The following is a 24,721-nucleotide window of genomic DNA, read 5'->3' as shown; positions in this document are numbered from 1 at the left end:
CCGGGTCAGCCACGCGCCGCGCCACGGACCTCGTCCTCCACGATGCCGGCGACCAGCTGCTGCGTCGGACCCCACGACCGGCCGACGACGCTCGCGGCGGCCTTCTCCGCGTAGGCGGCGGCATCGGGTCGTCGGACGGCGGCCGAGAGCTCCGCGGCGATGTCCGCCGCCGTCGGCTCCGCCCAGCCGACGTACGGGTTCGGCAGGTCGGCCCTGGCCAGCGGCGAGTCGTTGACGACCGGCACGACGCCGGCGGCGAGCATCTCCTCCGCGACGAGCGAGATGTTCGTGAACGACATCGCCAGGCCCGCGGTGACCGTTCCGTACAGGGTGTTGAGCTCCGCCGGCGTCAGGCGGCCGTGATAGGTCACCGGGAACGGCAGGTCCGTCGGCCGGGAGCCGTAGACGTGGATCGGCTGGTCCGGGTGGTCGCGGTGGAAACGTTCGAGCGCCATGGCGGCGAGCAGGTAGCCCCGGCGGTCGACGTCCGGCTTCGCATACAGCACCACTCCGGAGCGCGGCGCCTCGACAGCGGGCAGGTGGTAGGTGGCGGTGTCGCAGCCGAACGGGACGACGTCACTGTCCTGGCCCAGCTCGGACTCGAGGCAGCCGGCCACCATGTCGCCGAGAGCGATGCGGCGGAACGGGAACCGGTAGGTCATGGCTGCCAGCTCGTGCTCCGACCCCCGCGGGTAGAAGTACGGCTCGTAGTCCTGGATGAAGTACAGGCGGTGCGTGGGCTCGTCGTCGTAGGCCAGCATGACGTGTGCCGACTCCCAGGACGACGCCACCAGCGCGTCCAGGCCGCCGAAGCCCGCGCGGGCGTCGCGGACCTCCGCGCGCACGGCGGGCCAGCCGGCCCGCAGCTCGGCCGTGCGCTGGGCGACGTCGAGGCCGTGCCGGTCGTACAGGAGCACGACGCACCGATGCCCCCTCGCCTCCAGGCCCTCGACCATGCGGAACAGCGTGGTGTGCCCTCCTGAGCCGGCGGCGGGCGGCGACGTCACCCACCCGACGGTCAGCGGCCGGTCTTCGGCCACCGCGGCCGGAGTCGCGAGCACGCTCGGGACGTCGGCGGCGATGTCGCGCGCGTCGAGCTGGAAGCTGAGCGAGCGGGCATCCGTCGCGCGGTAGGCACGCGCGGCAATGCGCTGGGCAAGCCCGCGCGCGCCCGCGCCACGCAGTCGGCGGAGCTTCGCGCGGGCCGTGGTCGGCAGAATCATGAGGTCTCCTCGGTCACAGCCCGGACGTCGCCCAGCGCAGGTACATCAGCTCGGCCCGGGCACGGCGAGCCACGCGGCGGACCGTGACTCCGACCTGCCCGGCACTTCCCGCTCGCCGGGAGCGCTCGGCCCGTCGTCGCACACGCCCCGTCCACCGCCAGTCGCCGGCCGGTGGCCAGACCTCGGTGGCGAGCTCCAGGTAGTCGGCGGGCGACTCCCGCCGGTCGGCGGCGGCCGCCGCGTAGCGCAGCGCGTCGCGAGCCAGGGCGGCCCGGGCCCGGTCGTGCAGGCTCTGGGCGTCCGGGAGCCGGTCGCCGACGTTGGCGAACAGCCGGTCGTACGCGTCCGCGCGGGCCCGCAGGTCCAGCAGTGCGCCGGACCCCTCGTTCACGCTCAGGCTGCCGTCGTGCTCGCGGTGCAGGGCCTGGTCGGCGCCGCCCACGTAGGCCACGTCCCGCACGGCGGCGAGCCGCAGCCACATCTCCACGTCCATCGTGAACCGGAGCTCCGGGTCGAGCGGGCCGACGTCCTTGAGCAGGTCGGACCGCATGACCACCTCGGGGGACGTGATGCAGCTGACCCCGGTGCGGCAGCGCTCGCCGAGCCACGCGCGTCCGTCCCAGACCGTCCAGGTCAGGTCCCCGAGCGCCGGTCGCGGCACGGTTCCGTCGTCGAAGTGCTGGGGGTGGCCGTAGACCAGCCCGACCTCCGGATGCTGCTCCAGCACGGCCGCGGCCCGTGCGAGCGCGCCCGGGGGCAGCATGTCGTCGGCGTCCAGGCGGACCACGAGCTCGCCGGTGCTGTGTTGCCAGCCGCGGTTGAACGACTCGACCTGCCCGGCGTTGCGTTCGTTCGCGACGACCCGGACGCCCGGGTGGCGGTCGGCCAGTTCGCGGGCGACCGCGAGGCTGTCGTCCGTGGAGGCGTCGTCGACGATGATCACCTCGACGTCCACGCCCTCCTGGCTCACGAGGCTGCCGACCGTCTGCGGCAGGAACCGGCCGTAGTCGTAGCACGGCACCACCACCGAGACACGCGTCCGGGACTCGGGGGCCGCCGGCGGTCGCCGGCGGACCGTCCGCGGGGCCAACGGGGACCGGACCCACCATCCCAGCGCGGCACCTCGGCCGCCGGTCGCGTTCCGGTCCACCCACGCGCGCCAGGCGGCGGCCGCCCGGTCGAGCACCCCGGTGCCCATGGTCCCGGTGCTCATACGACCACCGCCGGACGCGCGCGCCGTCCGGTCACGGCCGACCGCAGCGTGCCGACCACGCGCTCCTGCTGCGCCGGGGTGATACCGGGGAACATCGGCAGCGACAGGATCCGGCCGGCGTCCGCCTCGGCGCGCGGGGCGGTGCCGGGGCGCAGGCCCAGGTGCGCCGTCGCCGGAAGCAGGTGGACCGGGGCCGGGTAGTGGATACCGTGCCCGATCCCGGCCGCGGCCAGCGCCTCCGAGACCATCGGCCGGTCCGGTGTCCGCACCACGTACAGGTGCCATACGTGTGTGGCTCCCGGCAGCTCGCGTGGTGCCACCACCTCGGGCACGTCACCGAACGCGTCTGCCAACAAGGCCCCGTATCGGGCCGCGGCCGCCGACCGCTGCGCGTTCCAGGCGTCGAGCCGGGTCAGCTTCACGGACAGGACGGCGGCCTGCAGCGCGTCGAGGCGCGAGTTGGTCCCGACCTCCAGGTGCTCATACCGGCCGACGCCGCCGTGGTTGCGCAGCCGGCGGGCGCGTTCGGCGACGTCGTCCGCGGACGTCAGTACCGCACCGCCGTCGCCGAACGCTCCCAGGTTCTTGCCGGGGTAGAAGCTCGTGGCGGCCACGTCGCCCGCTCCGCCGGAGCGGAGACCGTCCCGGTCGGCGCCCTGGGACTGGGCGGCGTCCTCGACCAGGAGGATGTCGGGCCCCACCACCTCGCGCAGCCGCGCCACAGGCGCCATCTGCCCGTACAGGTGGACGGCGACGACCGCACGGGTCCGCGCGGTCAGCCGCTCCGCGACGTCCTGCGGGTCCAGCAGGTAGTCGTCGTCGACGTCCGCGGGGACCAGCGTCGCGCCGCAGCGCAGCACGGCCTCCGCCGTCGCGAAGAACGTGTTGGCCGGGACGATCACCTCGTCGCCGGGGCCGATGCCCGCGGCCTGGAAGGCGATCTCCAATGCGTCCGTCCCGTTCCCGACTCCGATGGCATGCTGCGCCCCCGAGTAGGCGGCGAACTCCCGCTCGAACCGCTCGACGTCCGGCCCGAGCACGAACCCGGAGGTGCCCAGGACCTGGTCCCAGCGCTCGCGGACCTCTTGCTGGATCGCGTCTGTCTGCGCCTGCAGGTCCAGGAACGGCACCGGGTGCCGCTCGGGTGCAGGGGAAGTCGTGGCCACGGTCTGGCCCACGGTCTCGGTCATGGGGTCGTTCCTCTCGGTCGGGCGGCGGGGGCAGCGGGTGCCGCTGCGACATCTGCCGGTTCGGCGAGCGATTCGTCGTCCAGCTCGCCGGCGGGCGTGCTGTCCGGAGTGTCGTCCGGCTCGTCGAGGGCCACCCGGGCGGCGCGCCAGCGCGGCAGGACCCAGACGACGGTCGTGGCCAGGTAGCACACCAGCGTCGTCGCACCGCCGAGCAGACCGCCCAGGATCGGGCCGGCCACGCGGTCGGCGACGAGCATGCCCGCGAGGACCGCGCCCGCCGCGGCGAGTGCCGGCACGACGAGCGCGCGGACGAGCGCCCCGACCTCGTCCCGCGACCGGCGCAGCAGCACGAGGTAGGCGGGTACCAGCACGACCACCGCCACGATGGCCTGCGCGACACCGACGCCGACGCCGCCGCCGACCTGCGCGCCCACTACGACGGCTGGGACGAGAGCCACCAGCCAGACCGTCTGGACCACGAGGACGCCGCGGGAGCGGCCCAGCGCGTACAGGTAGCCGGCCAGGACGTCGGCGATGACGCGCACGGCACCCACCGTCGCGAGCGGCACCAGGACCTGCACCGCCGGTTCCCACCGCGCGCCGTAGACCAGCACCACCACCGGGTGGGCCAGCGCGGCGAGCATCGCGGCAGCGGCGGCGACGGCCCACCACACCGGTCCGAGCAGGGGCACGAGCGCCGCCTTCGCGCGCTCGCGGACGCGGGAGAAGGCGGGCAGCGTCACCGACCGCAGCACCTGGCCCACCAGGGTCATGGGCCACGTCGAGATGTTCGCCGCGAGCACGTAGTACCCCAGCTCGACGGCGCCGGCCGTGTTGCCGAGCACCACCCGGTCGACCGACAGCAGCACCCAGGACAGCAGGTTCGCCGCCGCGACGGGCAGCCCGAACGCCAGGACCGACCGCGCGACCGTCCGGTCCCACGAGAGCCGTGGCAGCGTGCGCGTGAGCCAGAACTGCACCAGGACGCCGCTTGCCTGACCGGCCACCCGGCCCACGGCCAGGCCGATCAGTCCGTGGCCGAACGCCGCCAGGACGAGGGTCACCACGGCGCCGACGCCGAAGTCGACGGCGTTGGAGCGAAACAGGCCACGCTGGTCGAGCCGCCGCTGGAGCGTGGCGAACGGGACCACGCCGATTCCGGCGAGCAGGAACGTCCCAGCGAGGATCGCGATGGGCCCCGCCGCGCCCGGCCCGCCCATCGCCGTCGCCAGCGCGGGTGCGGACAGCGCTGCGGCGACGGTCAAGGCGCCACCCGTGACCAGGCCGAGCGTCGCGACCGAGCCGGCCCGCCGCTCGTGGTCGGGGTGACGGATCAGGTCGGCACTCAGACCGAGGTCCGCCAGAGCCATGACGACGCTCTGCACGGTCAGGGCGATCGCGTAGAGGCCGAACTCCTCCGGCGAGACGATGCGGGCGATCACGATCCCGAGGCCGAGATTGCCCAGCCGCACCGCCAGAGTGCCGGTGGTGCTCCAGCGCAGGGCGCGTCCGACCTGGCCGCTCAGGAGCTGCCGCTCAGCCACGGACCGGCCTCTCCCGGAGGCGCCCGCGTGCAGTGTCGCGGGCGACGATGGCGGCCGTCCGGCCGAGGGAGACCGCCGAACGGCGGCCAGACACGGCGGCGGCGCGGTAGACCTGTTCGAGCTGCCCGGCGGCGGCAGTCAACGAGAACCGCTCGGAGACCACGCGCTGCCCGAACACGCCGAGGCGGGTACGCATGCCTTGGTCGCGGACCAGCGGCTCCAGCGCCGCGGCCAGGTCCGGCACCCCGGCGCCGCCCGAGCCGTACCAGCCCTGGTCGAGGAACGTCTCGAGGGTCTCCTCGCCGAGCCTCCGCCAGAAGCCCTCCTGGCCCTGGACCACCACCGGTTTGCCGAACGCCATTCCCTTGAGCACAGAGCTCCCCATGCCGAGCACGACGTCGGCGGCCTCGTACGCCGGCCGGGGGTCGTCGAGCGAACCCGCGACCACCACGGCATTCCGCCTGACTCGGCCGTTGACGGCGGCGGCACGCGCCGCGACGTCGGCCGACCGCGGTCCGTCGCCCACCACGAGCAGCCGCAGGGCGCTGCCCGGCCGGGCGCGCTCGACGAGCGTCATCGCGTCGAGGACGCCGGCAGTCTTGTCGAGGTCGTCGGTGAGCCTGCCGACCACCGACAGGACCACGTCGTCGGGCTCGAAGCCCCACCGTTCCCGTGCCGCCGTGCCGCCGCCCCGCCCGGGGGCGTTCGCAACGGTATCGACCGGGGGCTCCATGAGCCGCACGTGCCGATACCTCGCGGAGGCCTCCTGCGCGAGCTGGTGCGTGCCGACGATCAGTGGCACGTGCCGTGGGATATAGCCGGAGACGTACATCGACAGGGTGGTCACGACGGCGGGCGTCCCCAGCAGCAGGTGCGGCCCGAGGGCGACGTCGATCGCCGGCCCCCACTCGTAGGCGTGCACGACGTCGGCACGCAGCCGGCGCACCGTGGAGACGGCCTGCGCCATGTTCCGGGGCGACGGCCAGGTCAGGTGGGTCGGCAGCGTCACCATGTCGAGCCCGAACCGGTCGGCGACGTCCCACAGGGCGCCTCCAGGAGGAGCGAGGACGACGACGTCGTGCCCGCGGGCCGCCGTCTCGCGGGCGAGCTCCAGCGCGTTGAGCTGGCTGCCACCGATCTCCATGTGGTGCACGTAGACGACGACCCTCATCGCGGGGCCTCCGTAACCGGTCGAGGGGCCAGGGCGCTCGCCGGCACGCCGGCCCACGTCTCGCCGTCCGGCACATCGCGGAGCACGACGGCTCCCATGCCCACGACGACGCCTGCACCGATCCGCACGCCCGGGCGCACGGCGGCGTTCATGCCGAGATAGGTCGCCTGGCCGACCCGCACGCCGCCGCCGAGCGACACGCCGGCCGCGAGCGTGGCGAAGTCGGCCACCGCGCAGTCGTGGGTCACCGTCACGCCCGGCATCGCCACGACGTGCTCACCGATGTAGGCGTCGGCGGTGATGGTCACCCCGGCCAGCAGGATCGATCCGCTTCCGACCGGGCATCCGGCGGGGTTGCGTACCGACGGGTCGACGACGGTCGCGAACCGTGACCCGGGATCCAGCCGTCCGTAGACGGCGGCACGGGACACGCCAGGTCCGATGCACAGCAGCAGTTCCGCGTCGGGGTAGGCCGCGGCGGAGGACACCGGCCCCAGCACGGGCACGCCGCCGAGGCTGGGCGGCAGCTCGGCGTGCCGGTCGTCGAGCACGCCGAGCACGGGACGGCCCGCCTCGGCCGCCAGGGGGAGCACTTCGCGGGCCAGCCCGCTCGCACCGACAAGCAGCAGCGGCCCGCCCCAGGACGCCGTCATCTCACTGGCTCCCGTGGCTGCGGACCACGTCGACCACACGGTCCAGGTCGGCGTCCGTCATCTGGTGGAACAGGGGGAGGATCAAGGTGTGGGCCGTGAGCCGCTCGGTCACCGGCAACGGAGCGTGGTCCCGTCCGGCGTGCGCGGGGTGCAGGTGTGCCGCCATGATGCCGCGCCGTGCGGAGACGCCCGCCGAGGCGAGCGACAGCAGCAGCCCTTCCCGGTCGGTCCCGTACGCGGGCAGCACCTCCAGCCACAGCGACTGCATGTTGCTCGTGCCCCAGGAGGGGTCGTCGACGAGCCGGATCCCGGGCACGTCCGAGAGTTCCTCCCGGTAGCGAGCCGCGATCTCCCGGCGCCGGGCGACGATCTCCGGGAGGCGGCCGAGCTGCACCAGACCGACAGCGGCCTGCAGGTCCGTCATCCGGAAGTTGAACCCGACCTCCTCGTACTCCTCCGCGGGCGAGACGAGGGACGCGTGCCGGTCCGCCGCGGAGACGCTCATCGCGTGCTCGCGAAGACGTCGTGCACGGGCAGCCCATTCCGGGCGGCTGGTGGTGAGCATCCCACCCTCGCCGGTGGTGAGGATCTTGCGGGGGTGGAAGGACCAGGCGGCGATCTCCGCACCCGCCCCGACGGGGCGACCGCGGTAGGTCGAACCGGCGCCGCACGCGGCGTCCTCGATCACCACGATGCCGAGCGGGTCGCACAGCTCGCGGATCGGCGTGAGGTCCACCGGTACGCCGCCCTGGTCGACCGCCACGACCGCGCGCGTCGCGGGGGTGAGCGCCGCCGCGACGGTCTCGGCAGTGACGTTGCCGCTCGTGACGTCGACGTCGGCGAACACGGGCCGCGCTCCGACGTACGTGGGTGCGTTCGCCGTGGCGACGAACGAGAAGGACGGCACAACGACGTCGTCTCCCGGGCCGATCCCGGCGACCACCAGGGCGAGGTGCAGCGCCGTCGTGCAGCTGGACGTCGCGACGGCGGAGCGCGCGTCCATGGCGCTCGCGAACGCGGTCTCGAACGCCGCGACGCGTGGTCCCTGGGCGACCCAGCCCGACTCGATCACCTCCGCGACCGCCGCGATCTCCTCCGGGCCGAGCCACGGCTTCATGACGTCCACCCGGGCCAGGCCGGTTCCCGTCGTGGTCATGCGATCACCTCGGCGCTCTCGGTGGCGACCCAGTTGCGGTCCTCGATCCGGTCCAGCATCGCCTCGGGGCTCTCCGGCCGGCCGCGGAACCACTCGACGAGCTCGGCGACGCCCTGCTCGAAGGTGGTGCGCGGCTCGAAGCCCGTCAGCTCCCGGACCAGGGTGTTGTCCACCAGCAGGCGACGGACGTCGCCCGGTCGGGCGTCCAGGCGCACCGGTTCGAGGTCGGGCTGCCCCACGAGCCGGGCGACGGTCGCGACCAGGTCGTTGATGGTCAGCTCGGCTCCCGAGCCGACGTTGACGGTGCGCCCGACGGCGGCATCGCACTCCGCGATCTCGGCCAGGGCCCGCGCCGTGTCCGTGACATGCAGGAAGTCGCGGGTCTGTTCGCCGTCGCCGTAGACAAAGGCAGGCAGACCGCACAGGGCGCGCACGATGGTCCGGGGCAGCACCTCGCCGCTGTCACCCTCGAAGTGGCTGCGCGGCCCGAACGTGTTGAAGGGCCGGACGACGACCGCCGGCATGCCGTGGGTGCGGAACGCGGCGCGTGCGTAGGCCTCCCCGGCGAGCTTCGACCCGCCGTAGACGGTCTCGGGCCAGGTGGGGTGCTTCTCGTCCATGGGGGCGTACTGCGCGGTGCCGAACACCTCGCTGGAGCTCACGTGGACGAACCGGCGGACGCCGGCGACGCGTGCTCGTTCGAGCAGCTCCAGCGTCGCCGTCGCGTTGACCTCGTGGTTCTCGCGAGGGTCGTGCAGGCTGTGCCGCACGCCGAGGCAGGCGAGGTGGAAGACGACGTCCGCCTCGTCGACCAGGCTGAGCGCGCGGTCGCTCCGGATGTCCTCGGTGACGAGCCGGAGCCGGGGGTCGTCCGCGAGCTGCTCCAGGTTCTCCCGCCGCCCGTTGACCAGCGAGTCGACGACGGTCACCGACGCCGCGCCGCGGCGTAGCACCAGCTCGTCGACCAGGTGGCTGCCGATGAACCCGGCGCCGCCCGTGACCAGGACGTCCGCGCCTCGTAGTGCGCTCATGCCCGACCACCACCGATGCGCTCGCCCGCGAGCTCGAGGGCCGCGGCGTCGCCCGTCCGGACCGGTGAAACGCCTCCGCCGTCGGCGAGGCTACGGTCGGCGGCCTCCAGAACGTCGAGCACACGAAGGCCCGCCGTGCCGTCGGTCAGCGGCACACGCCCGCCGTGGATCGCCTCCGCGAACTCGCCGACCATGGTTCCGAGCGCCTCGCGCTCCTCCAGGGCGGGCGACCAGGTGTCGCCCAGGCGGTAGGAGATGGTCGCGGCCCGTCGCTCCAGGCTGTCGAGTGCCTGGGTCTCGAGGTCGACACCGCGGTCGTAGACGCTGATGCGCTGCTGCGGGTTCAGGTCGTCCCACACGAGCGTGCGGCGCGACCCCCCGATGGTCATGCGCCGAACCTTGGTGGGGCTGAGCCAGTTCACGTGCACGCTGGCCACGGCGCCGCCGGGCAGGGGCAGCACCAGGTAGCCGACGCAGGACTTGCCGGCACCGATCGGGTCGGCGCCGTGCGCGGCCACCGACTGCGGCCGCAGTCCGCCGGGCAGGATGAAGTCGATGATCGACAGGTCGTGCGGCGCCAGGTCCCAGAACACGTCCACATCGGGCTGGACCAGACCGAGGTTGATCCGCACCGAGTCGATGTACAGGATCTCGCCGAGGTCGCCGTTCGCCACCAGCTCGCGGATCTTCCGCGCCGCGGGCGTGTAGCAGTAGGTGTGGTCGGTCATCAGCACCAGGCCGCGAGCCTGTGCCTCCGCGACCATCTCCACGGCCGCCGACGTCCGGTCGGCGATCGGCTTCTCGACGACAACGTGCTTGCCAGCCCGCAGAGCCGCCATGGCTATCGGGTGATGGGTCCCCGCGGGGGTGGCGATGGCCACCGCGTCGATGTCGTCCCGGTCGAGCAGCGCGGCGAGCGACGTCTCGACGTCGGCTCCACCGTGTGCTCCAGCTACCCGGGCGGCACGGTCGGCGTCGAGGTCGCACACCGCCGCGAGCTCCCAGTGGTCCGACGCCGCGAAGTTACGCGCCAGGTTGGGGCCCCAGTAGCCGGCGCCCACGACGGCCGCCCGCAAAAGTCTTTGGTCCATGCTGCCTTCTTCCGGTATCAGCTCGGATCGGCCCGGATGGCTAACTCCCTGGCACCGATCAATGTACGTGCCGGCCCCGTGCTGCACCGGCCGGTGCGATTCGAAATCACCCGCCGTCGCTCTTTGTTCACCCGCGCGCGTCTTTCACCCGGGGTGAATTGTCATTGCGCAAAGAAATGCGTGGGGCCGGGTTTTACGTGTGTCGCTCGGCAGCCGTTCCCGTGCGGCCGGTCAGGCCGTCGAACACTCCCACGTAGGTGTCGGCCTGCCGGCGCCAGGACAGCTCGCCCTCGATCCGGGCACGGCCCTCCGCGCCCATCACGCGGGCGCGCTCTGGGTCGTCCAGGATCTCGAGGATCGCGTCGCCCAGATCCGCGGGGTCGGTGCCGGCGACGTACCGCGCCGCCTCACCCGCGCTGCGGCGGGTCTCGGTCAGGTCGGACGCGACGACCGGCAGCTCGTGCGCCATGTACTCGAGGGTCTTGTTCATGGTGGAGCGGTCGTTGAACTCGCTGGGCGGGTCGGGCGTGACCCCTAGGTCGGCGCTGGACAGCCAGCGGCCGATCGCCGCATGGTCCACCCTGCCGGTGAAGTGCACCCAGGGGTCCAGGCCGCGGCGGGTGCAGTCCGCGCGGAGGTCTTCCATGGCGTCCCCGAACCCGAGCAGGGCGAACCGCACGTCGGTGCGCTCGCGCTGGTGCACCACGTGGTCGACGGCAGCCAGCAGCCGGTCGACGCCGTCCTGTGTTCCCATGATCCCGACGTAGGCCACGAGGTGCTTTGCCTGGTCACGGGCGCCGGGTTCCTCGTCGCCGCGCCGCATGAGGTCGGCGTCGGGCGTGCTCATCACGACGGAGCTGCGTCGCGGTTCGACACGGCCGCGGCCCTGCGCGATCTCCTGGTAGGAGCCGTTGGTGGAGATCACGTGATCCGCGCTGCGGTACGTCGCCCGCTCCAGCAGCAGCAGGCCCCGATACAGCAGGCCCTGCCGGCCGAACTTCGCGACGTACACCTCCGGGCACAGGTCGTGCTGGTCGTAGACGAACCGCACCCCGCGTCGCAGCCGCCACAGCAGGGCCAGCAGCCAGTAGGTGTCCGGCGGGTTGCACGCCTGGATCACCTGGAACGGGGCGTCCCGGTGCACGCGTCCTGAGGCGCGCGCGGTGCGCCACCAGCAGACGACGAACTCGCGCACATAGCCCGCGAGCCCTCGTGACTCGGGCGGGGGCGCGTAGGAGTGGACGGCGGTCTCGTCGATCTGGAACCGGGCCGGCTCGTCCGGGTTCTCCTGCGGGCAGATGACGCTCACGCGGTAACCGGCGTCCGTCAGGGCGCGACACTCGGATCGCACCCTGCGGTCGAGCCGGAGCGGCAGGTTCTGGATGATCACCAGAACGTGTGGAGCGGCGGAATGCATGAGGGAAGTGTTGCCTTCCCGCCGCGTGGCCGAAAGCCGTGGAGCGGGTGAACACGGGGTTTCACCCTCTCGTCATTTCGGAGGTCGCGGACCGGAGGAGCACTCGAATATCACCCGTTTACCGAGTGGTATTTCACTGCACCCTGCGGACGCCTGCAAGATGCCGCCGGATGAATTCTCTGGCTATTTCATCCGGCGTGCGGCTCTGCCAGGCGCGCCTCGAGCGTCTGTTGACGTGCCGCCGCCTGCTCCGGGTTCTGTTCCTAGGCCTTGGACCCGCCCTGGAGTGCCAGGCTCGTGCCCAGGCCGACCATCGTGACCCCACCGGCGACGCTCAGGTGGTCGAGTCGCTTCGGGCTCCGTGCGAACCACGTGCGCGCTTGACCCGCGAGCAGCGCCAGGATCGAGTCCTGGCAGAGGGCCAGCATGCTGAACAGCAGACCGAGGAAGAGGAGCTGCGGCGTCGCGGGAGCGGCGTCGTTCATGAACTGCGGGAGGAATGCCGCGAAGAACACGATGGTCTTCGGGTTGGTCGCGCCCACGACGAACCCGGCTGTGACCGCGCGCCACGGGCCTGCCGGACGCACCTTGTCGGGCGCGGTCAGGGCGAGGCGGGCGTCGGCGCGATGGCGGATCGCCTGGATCCCGAGGTAGATCACGTACGCGGCGCCCACGAGCTTGAGCACGGTGTAGGCGGTGGCGGACGCCTCAACCAGCGCGCCCAGTCCGATGGCTACGAACGCCACCTGGACAAGCAGGCCCAGCGCGTTGCCGGTCACCGACAGGAGCGCGTCCCGGCGTCCGACTGTCAGGGCACGGCCGATCGCGAACAGGACGCTCGGTCCGGGCAGCGCGATGAAGACGATTGAGGCCGCGAAAAAGGCGAGGAGCTGGGCGGTGGTGGGCATGGGCTCAGCGTAGCGACGGGCTCATCGGCGGTCACCGGAATACAGGAGAACTCGGCGTGACCTGGGCCGGCCCGGCATGGCTCGTGCCAACGTCTCGCGCGGCACCAAAAAAGCGTGAGCCGACACCGCCGTCGGGCATAACGTCGAGGCCGTGAGCGACGACGCAAGCAACACGACCATCGATGACCCGAGCGACGGCCTGTTCCCCGAGAGCGTGGCCGCCGGCTACGACGGCGAAGGCGGCGCGAACGCCGCCGAGGTGGTGAACCCCGCCGTCGATCTGCTGGCCGACCTGGCCGACGGCGGCCGGGTGCTGGAGCTCGCGATCGGGACCGGCCGGATCGCCGTACCGCTGGCCGCGCGCGGCGTGCCCGTGAGCGGCATCGAGCTGAGCAAGGCGATGGCCGCCCGGATCGACCGCAAGCCGGGCGGCGAGCGCATCGACGTCACCATCGGCGACATGACCTCGACCCGGGTGCCGGGCGAGTTCTCTCTGGTCTACCTGGTGTTCAACACGATCTCCAACGTCACCACCCAGGGCGGGCAGGTCGACGTCTTCCGCAACGCGGCGGCACACCTGCGGCCCGGCGGCCTGTTCCTCGTCGAGGTCGGCATCCCCGACCTACGGCGGATGCCGCCCGGCCAGGACACCGTCCCGGTCACCGTGGCGCCCGACGAGGGCGGCGGCTACCTCGGCTTCGACCGGTACGACGTCGCGACGCAGCTCTTCACGTCCAACCACGTGACGGTGACACCCGGTGGCGGGGAGTTCCGCGTGGTCCCGTTCCGGTATGCGTGGCCCGCCGAGATGGACCTCATGGCGCGCATCGCCGGGATGCGGCTCAAGCACCGCTGGGCCGACTGGGACCGGTCGCGGTTCGAGCACGAGAGCACCAAGCAGGTGTCGGTCTGGGAGAAGGCCTGAAGCCAGAGGTCTCGGCCGGCTGGCGACCCCGTGCAGGTCGACGAGCGAGCGGCTCATGCAGGCGGGTGAACCGAGGGTGATCATCGCTGCCCACACTGCTCGACCGGTATCAACGCTTCTAGAGTGGCGATGTGGGCAGCCCCTTCGCAGTTCCGTCATTCCGGTCCCGCCGCGTACTCCGCCTACCGGCGGTCTTCGCCGTGGCCGTGCTCGCTCTGTCGTCGAGTCTGCTGGCTGTGGTCCCTGCGACCACCGCGGAGGCTGCCCCGTGCGACCCCGGGGGCAATCCGGTCGTGTGCGAGAACTCGAAGCCGGGCACGTCCCCGCAGGTCTGGGACATCGAGGGTGCGGGTGACCCCAGCATCCAGGGGTTTGCCACCGAGATGAGCGTCGACGCGGGGAGCCGGGTCGCGTTCAAGATCGACACCGACGCGCGGGCGTACACGATCGACATCTACCGCACGGGCTGGTACCAGGGGCTCGGGGCGCGCAAGGTCGCCCAGGTCGCACCGAGTGCCACGCTGCCGCAGAGGCAGCCCGAATGCGCGTGGTCGGAGCCCGTCGAGCTGGTCGACTGCGGGAGCTGGGCGGTGTCGGCGGCATGGGACGTCCCGGCCACCGCGGTGTCCGGCGTGTACGTGGCGCACCTGACCAGGCAGGACACCGGCGGTCAGAGCCACATCACGTTCGTCGTGCGCGACGACGGCTCCACCTCGGACATGGTCTTCCAGACCGCGGACACGACCTGGCAGGCCTACAACACGTACGGCGGCTCCAGCTTCTACTCCGGGGGTGCCAACCAGCGCGCCTACAAGCTGAGCTACAACCGCCCCTTCAATACTCGCGGGCTGGCGAGCGGCCGTGACTTCTACTTCAGCGCCGAGTACGCGATGGTGCGGTTCCTGGAGCAGAACGGCTACGACGTCACCTACATCGCGGGCGCCGACACCCACCGCGACGGAGCCCGCCTGCTGAACCACGACGTCTTCCTGTCGGTGGGGCACGACGAGTACTGGTCGGGCCCGCAGCGGGCCGCCGTCGAACAGGCCCGGGACGCCGGGGTGCACCTGGCCTTCTTCGCGGGCAACGAGATGTACTGGCGCACGCGCTGGGAGCCGTCGGTGGCCGGCCCGTCGACGAGCCACCGCACGCTCGTGTCGTACAAGGAGACCTGGAGCCGCGCCAAGATAGACCCGTCCAGCGAGTGGACCGGGACGTGGCGTGATCCCCGGTACGCGAGCACCGCTGCTGGGGCCGGGCGCCCCGAGAGCGAGCTCATCGGCACGCAGTACATGGTCAACTACTCGGACCTGCCGCTCACGGTCTCGGCCGAGGAGGGCAAGCTGCGGATCTGGCGCAGCACGACACTGGCGTCTCTTCCCGCCGGGACGTCCCAGGCGCTCGCGCAGCACACGGTCGGATACGAGTCGAACGAGGACCTCGACAACGGCTTCCGCCCCCAGGGCCTGATCCGCATGTCGACGACCGTCGGCGACGTGCCCGAGTACCTGCAGGACTTCGGCAACACGGTGGCACCCGGCGTCACGAGGCACAACATCACGATGTACCGCGCCGCGAGCGGTGCGCTGGTGTTCTCCGCCGGCACGGTGCAGTGGTCGTGGGGCCTGGACCAGCAGCACGATGGGAACGGTGCCCCCGCGGACTCACGGATGCGCCAAGCGACGGTCAACCTGTTCGCGGACATGGGCATCCAGCCGGACACCCTTGCGTCCGGCATCACCCCGGCGACGCGGACTACGGACGCCATCGGGCCGATCACCACCATCCAGAGCCCGGCCGCGCAGCAGTCGTTCGCCGGCGGGTCGACCGTCACCGTCACCGGAACGGCCATCGACGCCGGAGGCCGGGTGGCCGCCGTGGAGGTGTCGCTCGACGACGGGAAGACCTGGCACCCCGCCGAGGGCCGCACGAGCTGGCGGTACACCGGGCAGGTCTTCGGCTCGGGGGCGGCTGGGATCCGCGCACGGGCCGTCGACGACTCCGCGAACATCGGGACGGCGGCGTCCGTGGGCGTCCAGGTGACCTGCCCGTGCACGGTGTTCGGCGACACACCCCCGACGAGCCCGCCGTCCGGCGACTCGTCGGCGGTCGAGCTGGGCATGAGGTTCGTGGCGGCGGCCGACGGTTACGTCAGCGGCGTGCGGTTCCACAAGACCGCGGCGAACACGGGCGTGCACCGCGGGACGCTGTGGAGCGCGTCCGGCGAGCCGCTGGCCAGCGTGGAGTTCACCGGCGAGTCGGCGACCGGGTGGCAGAAGGCGTCGTTCGTCCGCCCGGTTCCCGTCGTCGCGGGGCAGGCGTACGTGGTGTCCTACACCGCGCCGTCCGGCGGCTACACCGCCACACCCTGGGCGTTCCAGTCCCAGGGTCGCGCCGCCGGTCCCCTCACCGTCGAGGGTGGGTTCGGTGCCGCGCCGGCCGGCCTGTACGGCGCACCCGGCACCGTGCCGACCCAGTCCTGGGACAACGCCGCCTACTACGTGGACCCCGTGTTCACGTTCACCGACGACTCCCCGCTGGTCGCCACCGCGCACGCCCCCGTCGCCGGTGAGGTCAGCGTGCCGCTGGACGCCCCGGTGCGCATCACGTTCTCCAAGAACGTGGTCGCGGCGACCATCGGCTTCACGGTGACCGACGAGGCGGGCAACGCCGTGGCGGGCAGCGTCTCCTACGACGCCCCCACGCGGACGGCTACCTTCACGCCGTCCGCACCGTTTGCCGGGTTCGCCCAGCACACCGCGGTGGTCACCGCCCGGTCCACTGAGGGCACGGAGCTGTCCGACGGTGGGACGTGGAGCTTCCGGACCCTCCGCCCACCGTCGGCGACCTGCCCGTGCGGCGTGTACGACGAGACGACGGTGCCTGACATCGCGGCCGCGGCCGACACGGAAGCCGTCGTGCTCGGCATGCGCTTCTCGCCGCGCGTGGCAGGCCATGTCACCGGGATGCAGTTCTGGAAGTCGACCGAGATCCAGGGCCCGTTCGTGGCCTCCCTGTGGGCCGACGACGGGCAGCTCGTCGCCCAGACGACCGTCACTCATCCGGTCGCGCGGGGCTGGCAGGACGTCGAGTTCGACACCCCCGCCGCGGTGGCCGCCGGACGGGAATACACGGTGAGCTACCGCGCGCCGTCCGGCAGGTATCCGGCGACGCTCGGCGCACTCGCCGCCCCCCGTACGGTCGGCGACCTGAGCACGCCGCAGAACGCCGGGGTGTACCTCTACGGCTCGGGCCGCCCGACGACGGCGACCTCCTCGAGCTACCTCGTGGATGTGGCGTTCACGCCGGCTCCCGTCGCACCCACCGTCGTCTCGCGGACGCCGGCCGCAGGCGCCTTCGACGTGCAGGTGAGCACCACTGTCTCGGCTACGGTGTCCCGGCCGCTCGCGTCGGGCGCCACGCTGACACTGACCGGACCCAGCGGCCAGGACGTGCCGGGCAGCCTCGCCGTCGACGGCGAGACGGCGACCCTGACACCCGCGGTCGACCTCCAGTCCGGCACCACGTACACGGCCCGGTTCGCCGGGACCACCACCGACGGGGGCACCGTCGCGCCCACCACGTGGTCGTTCACCACGCAGGCGGCGGCCGGCGCGTGCCCGTGCCTGATCTTCGGCGGTGACGTGCCGCCGGTGGCATCCGCCGCCGATGGCGCGGCCGTCGAGCTCGGTACCCAGTTCTCCGCGGCCCGCGACGGCGTCGTCGGCGCGGTCCGCTTCTACCGCGGCCCGGCAAACCCCGGGCCGCACACGGTGACGGTGTGGTCGGCCAACGGTGCGCCGCTGGCCACGGCGGAGGCACCCGCGGGCGAGGGCGAGGGCTGGCAGACGGTTCCGCTGCCCGATCCGGTGGCCATCACAGCCGGGACCACCTATGTCGTGTCCTACCTCGCGCCGCAGGGCGGCTACGCGGCCGGTGCGGGGTACTTCGCACAGCAGCGCGTCATCGGTCCGTTGACGACACCGGTGGACGCCGGCCGCTACGTCTACGGCGGCGGGTTCCCGCAGTACTCGTGGCAGAGCACCGGGTACTGGGTGGAGCCGGTGTTCACCGACGAGGCCACGTGACATGAGCCGCAGGAGAGCGCTCGCTGCCCCGGTCCGCCTCGTCGCGCCCCTGCTGGCCGCCGCCCTGGTGCTGTCCTCGTGCACTCCTTCGCAGGATCCGGGACCGGACGCCGGACCCACCTCGGCACCGGGTACCGGCACGGCCGCCCCTACCGCGGGCGGCACGCCCGGCTCCACCCCGGATGGTGCGGACGGCTCCGCCTCTGGCAAGGACGGGAAGCCGGAGACCGACGGCAAGGACGGGAAGCCGGAGACCGGCGGCTCGGACGGGAAGCCGGAGGCCGGTAAGACGGACTCGGATCCGGAGACCGCCGGCTCAGCGGCGCCGGTCGGGCGCAGCGGCGGGCAGAGCGGAGGCGAAGGCAGCGAGGTCGCCCCGGCTGCGCCCGACGGGTCGGGCGGCGACAGGCTGGGCGACTCGGTGGGTCCCGCGGCCGGCCGGCTGACCCGCGAGCAGCGGACCGGCACCGCGGCGGGACTCGTGCCGGGCTTCCCCGACGACGTCGTCCTGGTGCCCGCGGGCACTACGGTGGCGTCCAGCTCCGTGACCGGGACGGACGGCCGCTACCAGGTGACGCTCGACGCGACGGTGGACGGCGCCTGCGGCGCCGCCGTGCTCGACTACCGGGCCTGGTTCACAACCGGCGGCTTCACCGAGACGGACACGACCGCGCGCCCAGGCCGCACCACGGTCGATCTCGCCCGCGACGACGGCACGGTCCAGCTTGGCGCCTCGCGTACCGACGCCGGGTGCGACGTCACGGTCTTCGCGACCCTGTCCGCCAAGTAGGCCGAGCAGGACCGGCGTCGGATCGACGACTCGTGTCGTCAGCCCACGACGCTTCGTCACCCCACGACGCTCGGGGACCAGGCCTGCGGGATCGCGAGTGCAGGCTTGCCGGTGCCGTCGGCGGGCAGGGACCAGACGTCGGTGGTGCCCGGCTCGTCGGCGCGGGGCAGCCCATAGAGGAGCGTCGTGTCGTCGAGCCAGGTGATCTGGTCGTCCACGGTTCGCCGCTCCGCGTCGAGCACCGAAACCTTGAGGGTGTCCAGGTCGAGCACGGCGGGCGTCCAGTGCGGGGCCGCCGCGCCGTCCGCCGCGACGTCGCGCTTGAAGGCAAGGCGAGTCCCGTCCGGGGAGAGCGAGGGACACTCGACGCCGTCGAGCACGGTGACGAGGGTGCGTTCGGTGAGGTCACCGCGCACGAGCCAGGTGTGGCCGAGAGACTGCGACCGGACCGTGGCGTAGAAGTAGCGGTCGTCCACGAAGGTCACGCCCCACACGTTCCGGTCGACCGGGGCCACGCGCTCGCCGTCGGCCAGCAGCGTGAAGTCTTCGAGGTTGCCGGACACCTTCGCGCCGTCGATGTCGTGCACCGTCGTCTCGGTGGAGAAGCCAGCCTGAGAGTAGGAATGTCCCGTCACGAACGCGGTGGTGGCCACTAGCCCGTCCGGTGAGAGCCGGGTCCTGCTCGGGATGCCGGGCAGCGGCCACGTGGCCGTCGTCCGCCACTCGGCATCGAGCACCTCGGCCTCGTACGTCGTGACGACGCCGCGGCGCGTGCGGAGGCAGACCGTCGCCCCGCCCAGCGAGGACACCCGGTCGCACACGACGGGCGTGACCTCGCGCGGGCCGGACAGGTCGTCCAGGGCGACGGCAGCCACCCTGCCGTACAGCTCGCCCGGGGCCGTACCGCGGAACAGGACGTGGGGACCGTCCAGCACGTCCTCGGTCACCTCGACCCGGGTCGGCGCGTTCTGCTCCGCCCGCGCGCGCTGGAGCTCAGCGGCGGCGTACCAGGTGGTGCCCGCCAGCACCACGAGGACCAGCGTGGCGAAGGCTCCCCGACGGCGGAAGGCGGGGTTGTCGGTCATGCCGGGCTCTCCTCGACCAGGTCGGGGTCTCGCTCCAGGCGGCCGGCCCGCACCAGGTACGCACACACCGGGACGGCGATCACCAGCGCGGCCGCCGCGATCCACAGTGCGTGGACGCTGCCGAACGCGAACCAGAGCACGCCGAACCCGGCAGACGCCACCATCCGCATGACCGCGGTGACCGTCTGCGCGGTGCCGATCGCGGTGCCCCGGACCGCCGTGGGCACCAGGGCGCTGGTCAGCGCGGCGAGCACGCCGTCGGTCATGGCGTAGAAGGTGCCGAGCAGCACCAGGGCCGCGATGGTGGTGGCGGCCCCCGGGAACGGGACGGCCGCGCAGGCGTAGGCACCGGCCAGCAGTGCGTGTCCCCAGACCAGGACACGGGCCCGGCCGACGCGGTCGGCGAGGCGGCCGATCGGTGCCGCGAGCAGCATGTATGTGGCGTTCGTCCCCACGTAGAGCAGCGGGAACCAGTGCGTGGCGAACCCGTCGCGGTCCTGCAGTGCGAGGTAGACGAATCCGTCGCCGACGGTCAGCAGCCCGAGGATCCCCGCGACGAGCAGCAGCCGTACGGTCGCGCCGCCGCGAAGGAAGCTCCAGGAGAAGGGCCGCCCGGCGAGCTCGAGGCCACCGGGTGCGTCGCACGTGCACCCCTTGCACTTGGGCAGCCCGCGGTCCTGGCGAGTCCGGTGGGTCCTGAGCCACGCCGCCCGGCGCGGCCGCAGGTCCGGGACGAGGAGCACGAGGGCGCCGACCCCGAGCACCGCCGCGCCGAGTGAGATGACGAAGATCGTCGTCCAGCCGTCCGGGATCACCCAGAGGACCGCGAACGCGAGCAGCGGCCCGAGCGTGGCGCCCGCCGTGTCGAGTGCCCGGTGCACGCCGAACGAGCGCCCGAGATTGCGCGGGTTCGCCGCAGCGGCGATCAAGGCGTCTCGCGGGGCCGTGCGGACGCCCTTGCCGATCCGGTCCACGACGACGAGGCTCGCGATCGCCGGGAGGCCCGCTGCGAACAGGAGTCCTACCCGGGTCAGGGCCGAGAGGCCGTAGCCCGCCGCTGCAACCCACTTGGGCCGGTCGGTGCGGTCGGCGGCCCAGCCACCCGCCACCCTGACCAGGGCACCCGCGCCCTGGACGAGCCCGTCGACCACGCCGTACGCGACCACCGACATGCCGAGCGCCGCGGTGACGTACAGGGGGAGGACCGCCATGACGGCTTCGGAGGAGACGTCCGTCAGGAAGCTCACCACGCCCAGCGTCACGACGGTGGACGGGACCCGCCCGGCGCGACGGCGCCCTCGGCTCGCCGGATCGCGGGACGAGGTACTGGTCTGCGAGCCAGCCTCTCCCTGCGTGGCGCGGGCGAGGGTAGACATGGGGCTCCAGCGGTCTTGGTGCAGGCGATGGTACAAAGCCTGATCAGGTTACGACCGGCGTGGCTGGTCAGGACGGGTCTGCAGGGGTGAACTGTGTTTCTCACCCGGTGGCCGAGCTCGCCGTCAGGCCCTCACGCCGCCGTGTCCCGGGCTGCGTGCGCCTCGCAGTCGCGCCGGATGATCTCGATCACCGTCTCGGTGGTGCGGTCGAGGTAGCTGCGGCCGTCGGCGAGGTGCGCCGTCGGGCTGATGTAGCTCGTCGGCCCGATGTGGGCTGCGGGGTCGAGCGAGTACACGGTGACCTTCCCGGCGTCGATGGCGCGGTTCCAGGCGCTGCGGCCGAAGATCCGCCAGCGTGCGGGAAAGAACCGGATACCGACCCGCTCGATCCAGTCGTTCACGCTGGTGAGCCGGTGTACGTGGACGGCGTCCGTGAGGTCGTTGGCGCCGTTGTGGAAGCCGCCCAGCGTGATCAGGTAGAGCGGAGCCCGCAGTTCGGCGAAGAGCCGGTCGACCGCACCGGTGGCCACCTGGGCGCCGCCGCTGTAGCAGAGCAGTACCACCGGTATGCCGCCGTCCGCCACGTAGCCGGCGAGCCGCAGCTGGTCGGCGATCTGGGCACCCACCGCGCGGTTGTACAGGGGGCGGTACCGGCGGTCCGCGGCGACGAAGGTCTGCATGACGTTGTGCAGGAACAGCGTGATGCCGACGTGGTGCCGCAACCAGTCCCACACCGGCCGGCCCACGAGCGGGTCGGCCAGCGGCGAGTACGGCTGCACCTGGCCCAGCACGCGCAGCTCGGGCGCCCCCGCGATGATCGCCTTGACGAGCTGGCCGCCGTCGCGTGTGTCGGTGAAGCGACGCTTGCCGATGCCGTCCAGGTAGACCAGGTACGCGGCCGGCGGACGCCCCGGGTCGGCGCCCCTGGCGTAGGGCTGGTCCTCGGGCAGACGGGGCGACGGCGCACGCCAGCCGGCGGCGTAGATCATCAGCTCGTAGCGGGCGAGCAGGCCCTCGGCGAGCAGGAACGGCCCGAGCGCGAAGAGGACGAGGAGGAACAGGGGCTCGGTCATGCGGCCACCGCCTCCCGCTCGCGCGCGCCCGCGACGACCCGCGCGGTCAGCCGGCGGACGACGTCGACCGTGGCGGCGAGCCCGATCCCGGCGGCCGCGACGCAGCCGGCGGCCGCCCACCAGCCCAGCCCCGTCGCCGTGGCCAGCGGGCCGGCCAGCCCCGCCCCGACGCCGGCGAGGAGCAGCAGGTGCAGGAAGGGGCCGAGGAGCGGGAACGCGAGAACGGCGGCGAGGACCAGCGGCGCGACCAGGGCGGGGGTCCAGGCCAGCTCGGAGGTACTGGGCAGCGGACCGGAGCTCACGAAGTCGGCAATGGTCCACGCGGCCACCGGCCACAGGGCGATCACCGTCCCCTCGACCACCGTGCCGGTCACCATCAGGCCCGCCACCAGCCGCGGGGACAGCCGAGGCCGGCGGGCCACCAGGGGCAGGACGCGGCCGGCGCTCTCGGAGAGCCCGGCGAGGACGAGCAGGATCACGACGGACGTCGACATGGTCAGCGCTCCCGTGCCCGGTCGGTGGCCTCGGCGGGGCCGGTCGGTCCGGGACGGCTGCCGGCGTCTTCGAGGTACCGCTCGAGCTCGTCGGCAGCCCGTAGGTAGCCGCCGGCCTCCCGCTGGGCGTCGCGCTGGACGCCTGCGGCCTCGCGGAAGCGCGGCTCGTCGAGCAGCCGCCGGGCGAGCGTTCGCACCGTCTCGATGGTGGCGTCCTCCGTGCGGAGCGAGAGGCCGGCCCCGAGATCGACGACCCGCTGCGCGACCAGCGGCTGGTCAGCGCCCTGCGGGACGACGAGCGTCGGCACCCCGGCCTGCATGGCCTCGTTGACGCTGTTCATGCCGCCGTGGGTGACGAAGAGCGCCGCCTGGCCGAGCACCTGGAGCTGCGGCACGGACCGGCGGGCCAGCACGTTGGCGGGCAGCTCGCCGAGGTCGGCCGGATCCGTGGCCCCGGTCGCGACGACCACCGTGCCGGCCAACGGCGCCAGCGCGGTGGCGAACGTCCGCAGCAGCCCTGGACCGGCGTCGAACACGGTGCCCAGAGACGCGTACAGCACAGGACCCGCCAGGTGGTCGACCGCGAACTCGGGATCGGGCAGGCGGGAGCCGGTGCTCGCCCCGACGAACTGGTAGGAGGAGTCGAAGGCGTCCGCGCCCGGCTGGAACGACCTGGACGTGAAGACCAGGTTCAGCGGCTCGTGCGCGTTCATCAGGTCGGTCAGGGGCAGCCCGCTGGTGTCGTAGTCGCGGCGCAGGGCCCAGCGCGCCCGCGCGTAGCTCCGGGCGATGCGGGGGCGGGCGGCCGCGGCGGCCAGCAGCTCCCGGGAGATGCGGCACGGGCTCGGCACCTGGCGGTTGAACGCGAAGGTGGTGTAGGTGGCTGCCGCCGGCACGCCGAGCTCCCGCGCGGCGACCGCGCCCCACGGGCAGGCGGCGCCGTGGACCACCAGGTCGGGCCGGGCGGCGCGGAGGTCGGTGAGCACGCCCGGGAGCAGGCCGACGGCGGTGTGCGCGAGCCCGTCCAGCATCGCCAGCGGGATCGGCGGGTCCGGCAGGGGCAGGTCCTGGCCTGCGTAGAGATGGACCTTCGCCCCGGTTGCCTCGATCTGCTCCGCGAACGCCGGAGAGGTGTGGTAGATCACCGTGTGACCGCGCCGGACGAGCTCGGCCACGACCGGGAGCGTCGGGTTGATGTAGCCGTGCATGCCGATGTTGAGGAATGCGATGGTGCTCATCGGGTGCCCTCCGAGGCGGTCGTCCTCTGCGGGTTGTCGGAGCCGACCGCGACCGCGCCGTCCACGACAGAGGGTGGTGGTTCCTGTGGGTCGTCGGACTGGTAGAGGCCGGGGCCCCTGATGTCCAGCCCGTCGAGGAATCGCCCCGCCGCACGCGACCCGGCGTCGATGAGCTGGCGGGAGTGGCTGAAGTCCCACATCGCCGGCCAGCTCACGACCCCCGTCGGCAGCACTACCGTCGGGATCTGCTGGGACACCTCGCGGAGGTCGCGCTGTATCTGGTGGTGGATCATCAGCAGCCCGGCGCGAGCGGCTATCGCCTCCGCGCGGCGCGGCGCGGCGGACGTCGTGCGGGGCCAGCTGTCCGGGCCGGTCGCCACGACCACCACGCTCGCCGCGCCCGCCGCCCGGGCGGCCAGGACCGGCACGTGGGCGACGGCCCCGCCGTCGACAAGAATCCGCCCGTCCCGCTCGACCGGCGGCAGGACGCCGGGGATGGCGGAGCTGGCCAGCAGCGCGGACTCGAGGTCGCCGCGGTCGAGCCGCACCTCGTCGCCGCTGGCCAGGTCCGTCGCGACGGCGATGAACGGGACGGCCAGGTCCTCGATCCGCGACGGCAGCCCAGACTCCGTGATCAGCTTGCGCAGCCCGGCGTCGGCGAACAGGCCCGCCCGGGAGTACGGGAGGCCGAAGGGGAAGACCTCGCGACGCCGCAGCCGGGTCCAGGTCAGCTCCAGCGTCCGCGCGGCGCTGCCCGGATGGGCGGCCGCTACCGCCCCGTTGAAGGCGCCCACCGAGGTGCCGACGACGAGGTCCGGCACGAATCCGCGCTGCTCCAGCGCGTAGCCGATGCCGACCTGTGTGGCCCCGTACACGCCCCCGCCGCCCACGACCGCCGCCACGGGCCGGGGAAGCCCGGCCAGGCCCGTCGGCGGGCCCGACGACCCGCGATGCGCGCCCCGGGAGTGCGGAGCGCGAGACCTCCTGCGACGTGCGAACCACATGCCGGTTACCCCTTCTGAACCGTCGGACAGACCCCTACCCACCACCGACCG

At 72.9% G+C, this 24,721-nt stretch carries 20 protein-coding genes; 3 read left to right on the top strand and 17 right to left on the bottom strand.

Annotated features, from left to right (window positions below; genetic code table 11):
• Positions 1–5: 5 nt before the first annotated feature.
• The 11 genes from EW117_RS04970 to EW117_RS04920 all read right to left on the bottom strand — a co-directional run bounded on the left by EW117_RS04970 (position 6) and on the right by EW117_RS04920 (position 12,597).
• The gene (locus EW117_RS04970) at positions 6–1,223 is read right to left on the bottom strand and encodes a glycosyltransferase family 1 protein (protein ID WP_129784282.1); all 1,218 of its coding nucleotides are present in this window, start codon (positions 1,221–1,223) and stop codon (positions 6–8) included.
• Between the two features lie 13 nt (positions 1,224–1,236).
• Positions 1,237–2,436: a glycosyltransferase family 2 protein gene (locus EW117_RS04965; RefSeq protein WP_129784280.1), complete on the bottom strand. Its 1,200-nt coding sequence runs from the start codon at positions 2,434–2,436 to the stop codon at positions 1,237–1,239.
• Positions 2,433–3,626, bottom strand: a complete 1,194-nt coding sequence (locus EW117_RS04960) for a DegT/DnrJ/EryC1/StrS family aminotransferase (RefSeq protein WP_165362475.1) — start codon at positions 3,624–3,626, stop codon at positions 2,433–2,435. Before EW117_RS04960 ends, EW117_RS04965 begins: the two co-directional genes overlap by 4 nt.
• Entirely contained in the window at positions 3,623–5,170 is a 1,548-nt protein-coding gene (locus EW117_RS04955; protein WP_129784278.1) for an oligosaccharide flippase family protein, read from the bottom strand. Before EW117_RS04955 ends, EW117_RS04960 begins: the two co-directional genes overlap by 4 nt.
• Complete coding sequence (locus EW117_RS04950) at positions 5,163–6,341, bottom strand: glycosyltransferase family 4 protein (protein WP_129784277.1); 1,179 nt, start codon at positions 6,339–6,341, stop codon at positions 5,163–5,165. Before EW117_RS04950 ends, EW117_RS04955 begins: the two co-directional genes overlap by 8 nt.
• A complete protein-coding gene (locus tag EW117_RS04945; protein WP_129784275.1) occupies positions 6,338–6,994 on the bottom strand; it encodes a NeuD/PglB/VioB family sugar acetyltransferase in 657 nt (218 codons plus the stop codon). Before EW117_RS04945 ends, EW117_RS04950 begins: the two co-directional genes overlap by 4 nt.
• 1 nt (position 6,995) lies before the next feature.
• Positions 6,996–8,150 (bottom strand): DegT/DnrJ/EryC1/StrS family aminotransferase, encoded by a 1,155-nt coding sequence (locus tag EW117_RS04940; protein ID WP_129784273.1) that lies wholly within the window; start codon positions 8,148–8,150, stop codon positions 6,996–6,998.
• On the bottom strand, positions 8,147–9,181 hold the full coding sequence (locus tag EW117_RS04935; RefSeq protein ID WP_129784271.1) for a dTDP-glucose 4,6-dehydratase: 1,035 nt from the start codon (positions 9,179–9,181) through the stop codon (positions 8,147–8,149). The genes EW117_RS04940 and EW117_RS04935 overlap by 4 nt, the downstream gene beginning before the upstream one ends.
• Positions 9,178–10,272, bottom strand: coding sequence for a Gfo/Idh/MocA family protein (locus EW117_RS04930; RefSeq protein ID WP_129784269.1), 1,095 nt, complete (start codon positions 10,270–10,272; stop codon positions 9,178–9,180). The genes EW117_RS04935 and EW117_RS04930 overlap by 4 nt, the downstream gene beginning before the upstream one ends.
• 193 nt (positions 10,273–10,465) lie before the next feature.
• Positions 10,466–11,662: a glycosyltransferase family 4 protein gene (locus EW117_RS04925; protein ID WP_129784399.1), complete on the bottom strand. Its 1,197-nt coding sequence runs from the start codon at positions 11,660–11,662 to the stop codon at positions 10,466–10,468.
• 290 nt (positions 11,663–11,952) lie between these two features.
• On the bottom strand, positions 11,953–12,597 hold the full coding sequence (locus tag EW117_RS04920) for a LysE family translocator (protein ID WP_129784267.1): 645 nt from the start codon (positions 12,595–12,597) through the stop codon (positions 11,953–11,955).
• Positions 12,598–12,748: 151 nt separating this feature from the next.
• On the opposite strand from EW117_RS04920, the gene EW117_RS04915 reads away from it, so the two are divergent.
• From EW117_RS04915 to EW117_RS04905, 3 genes are all read left to right on the top strand, one after another.
• Positions 12,749–13,522 carry a class I SAM-dependent methyltransferase gene (locus EW117_RS04915; protein WP_129784265.1) on the top strand — a complete coding sequence of 258 codons (774 nt, stop codon included), beginning with the start codon at positions 12,749–12,751 and terminating at the stop codon, positions 13,520–13,522.
• Between the two features lie 200 nt (positions 13,523–13,722).
• The gene (locus tag EW117_RS04910; RefSeq protein ID WP_207211750.1) at positions 13,723–17,610 is read left to right on the top strand and encodes a DUF4082 domain-containing protein; all 3,888 of its coding nucleotides are present in this window, start codon (positions 13,723–13,725) and stop codon (positions 17,608–17,610) included.
• 1 nt (position 17,611) lies between these two features.
• Complete coding sequence (locus EW117_RS04905; protein WP_129784261.1) at positions 17,612–18,400, top strand: hypothetical protein; 789 nt, start codon at positions 17,612–17,614, stop codon at positions 18,398–18,400.
• A 56-nt stretch (positions 18,401–18,456) separates the two neighbouring features.
• On the opposite strand, the gene EW117_RS04900 is transcribed toward EW117_RS04905, so the two are convergent.
• The 6 genes from EW117_RS04900 to EW117_RS04875 all read right to left on the bottom strand — a co-directional run bounded on the left by EW117_RS04900 (position 18,457) and on the right by EW117_RS04875 (position 24,670).
• Entirely contained in the window at positions 18,457–19,485 is a 1,029-nt protein-coding gene (locus tag EW117_RS04900; RefSeq protein WP_129784259.1) for a PD40 domain-containing protein, read from the bottom strand.
• Positions 19,482–20,861: an MFS transporter gene (locus tag EW117_RS04895; RefSeq protein ID WP_129784257.1), complete on the bottom strand. Its 1,380-nt coding sequence runs from the start codon at positions 20,859–20,861 to the stop codon at positions 19,482–19,484. The genes EW117_RS04900 and EW117_RS04895 overlap by 4 nt, the downstream gene beginning before the upstream one ends.
• Positions 20,862–20,992: 131 nt before the next feature.
• Complete coding sequence (locus tag EW117_RS04890) at positions 20,993–21,934, bottom strand: hypothetical protein (RefSeq protein WP_129784255.1); 942 nt, start codon at positions 21,932–21,934, stop codon at positions 20,993–20,995.
• On the bottom strand, positions 21,931–22,428 hold the full coding sequence (locus EW117_RS04885; RefSeq protein ID WP_129784253.1) for a hypothetical protein: 498 nt from the start codon (positions 22,426–22,428) through the stop codon (positions 21,931–21,933). Before EW117_RS04885 ends, EW117_RS04890 begins: the two co-directional genes overlap by 4 nt.
• Positions 22,429–22,430: 2 nt before the next feature.
• Positions 22,431–23,666, bottom strand: coding sequence for a macrolide family glycosyltransferase (locus EW117_RS04880; RefSeq protein ID WP_129784251.1), 1,236 nt, complete (start codon positions 23,664–23,666; stop codon positions 22,431–22,433).
• Complete coding sequence (locus tag EW117_RS04875) at positions 23,663–24,670, bottom strand: patatin-like phospholipase family protein (RefSeq protein ID WP_129784249.1); 1,008 nt, start codon at positions 24,668–24,670, stop codon at positions 23,663–23,665. Before EW117_RS04875 ends, EW117_RS04880 begins: the two co-directional genes overlap by 4 nt.
• Positions 24,671–24,721: the final 51 nt, after the last annotated feature.

Origin of the sequence: Promicromonospora panici (genome assembly GCF_900608595.1) — a bacterium.
Classification (GTDB): Bacteria; Actinomycetota; Actinomycetes; order Actinomycetales; family Cellulomonadaceae; genus Promicromonospora; species Promicromonospora panici.
The sequence above is the reverse complement of the archived record's forward strand: the minus strand, read 5'-3'. Positions and strand labels throughout refer to the sequence as shown.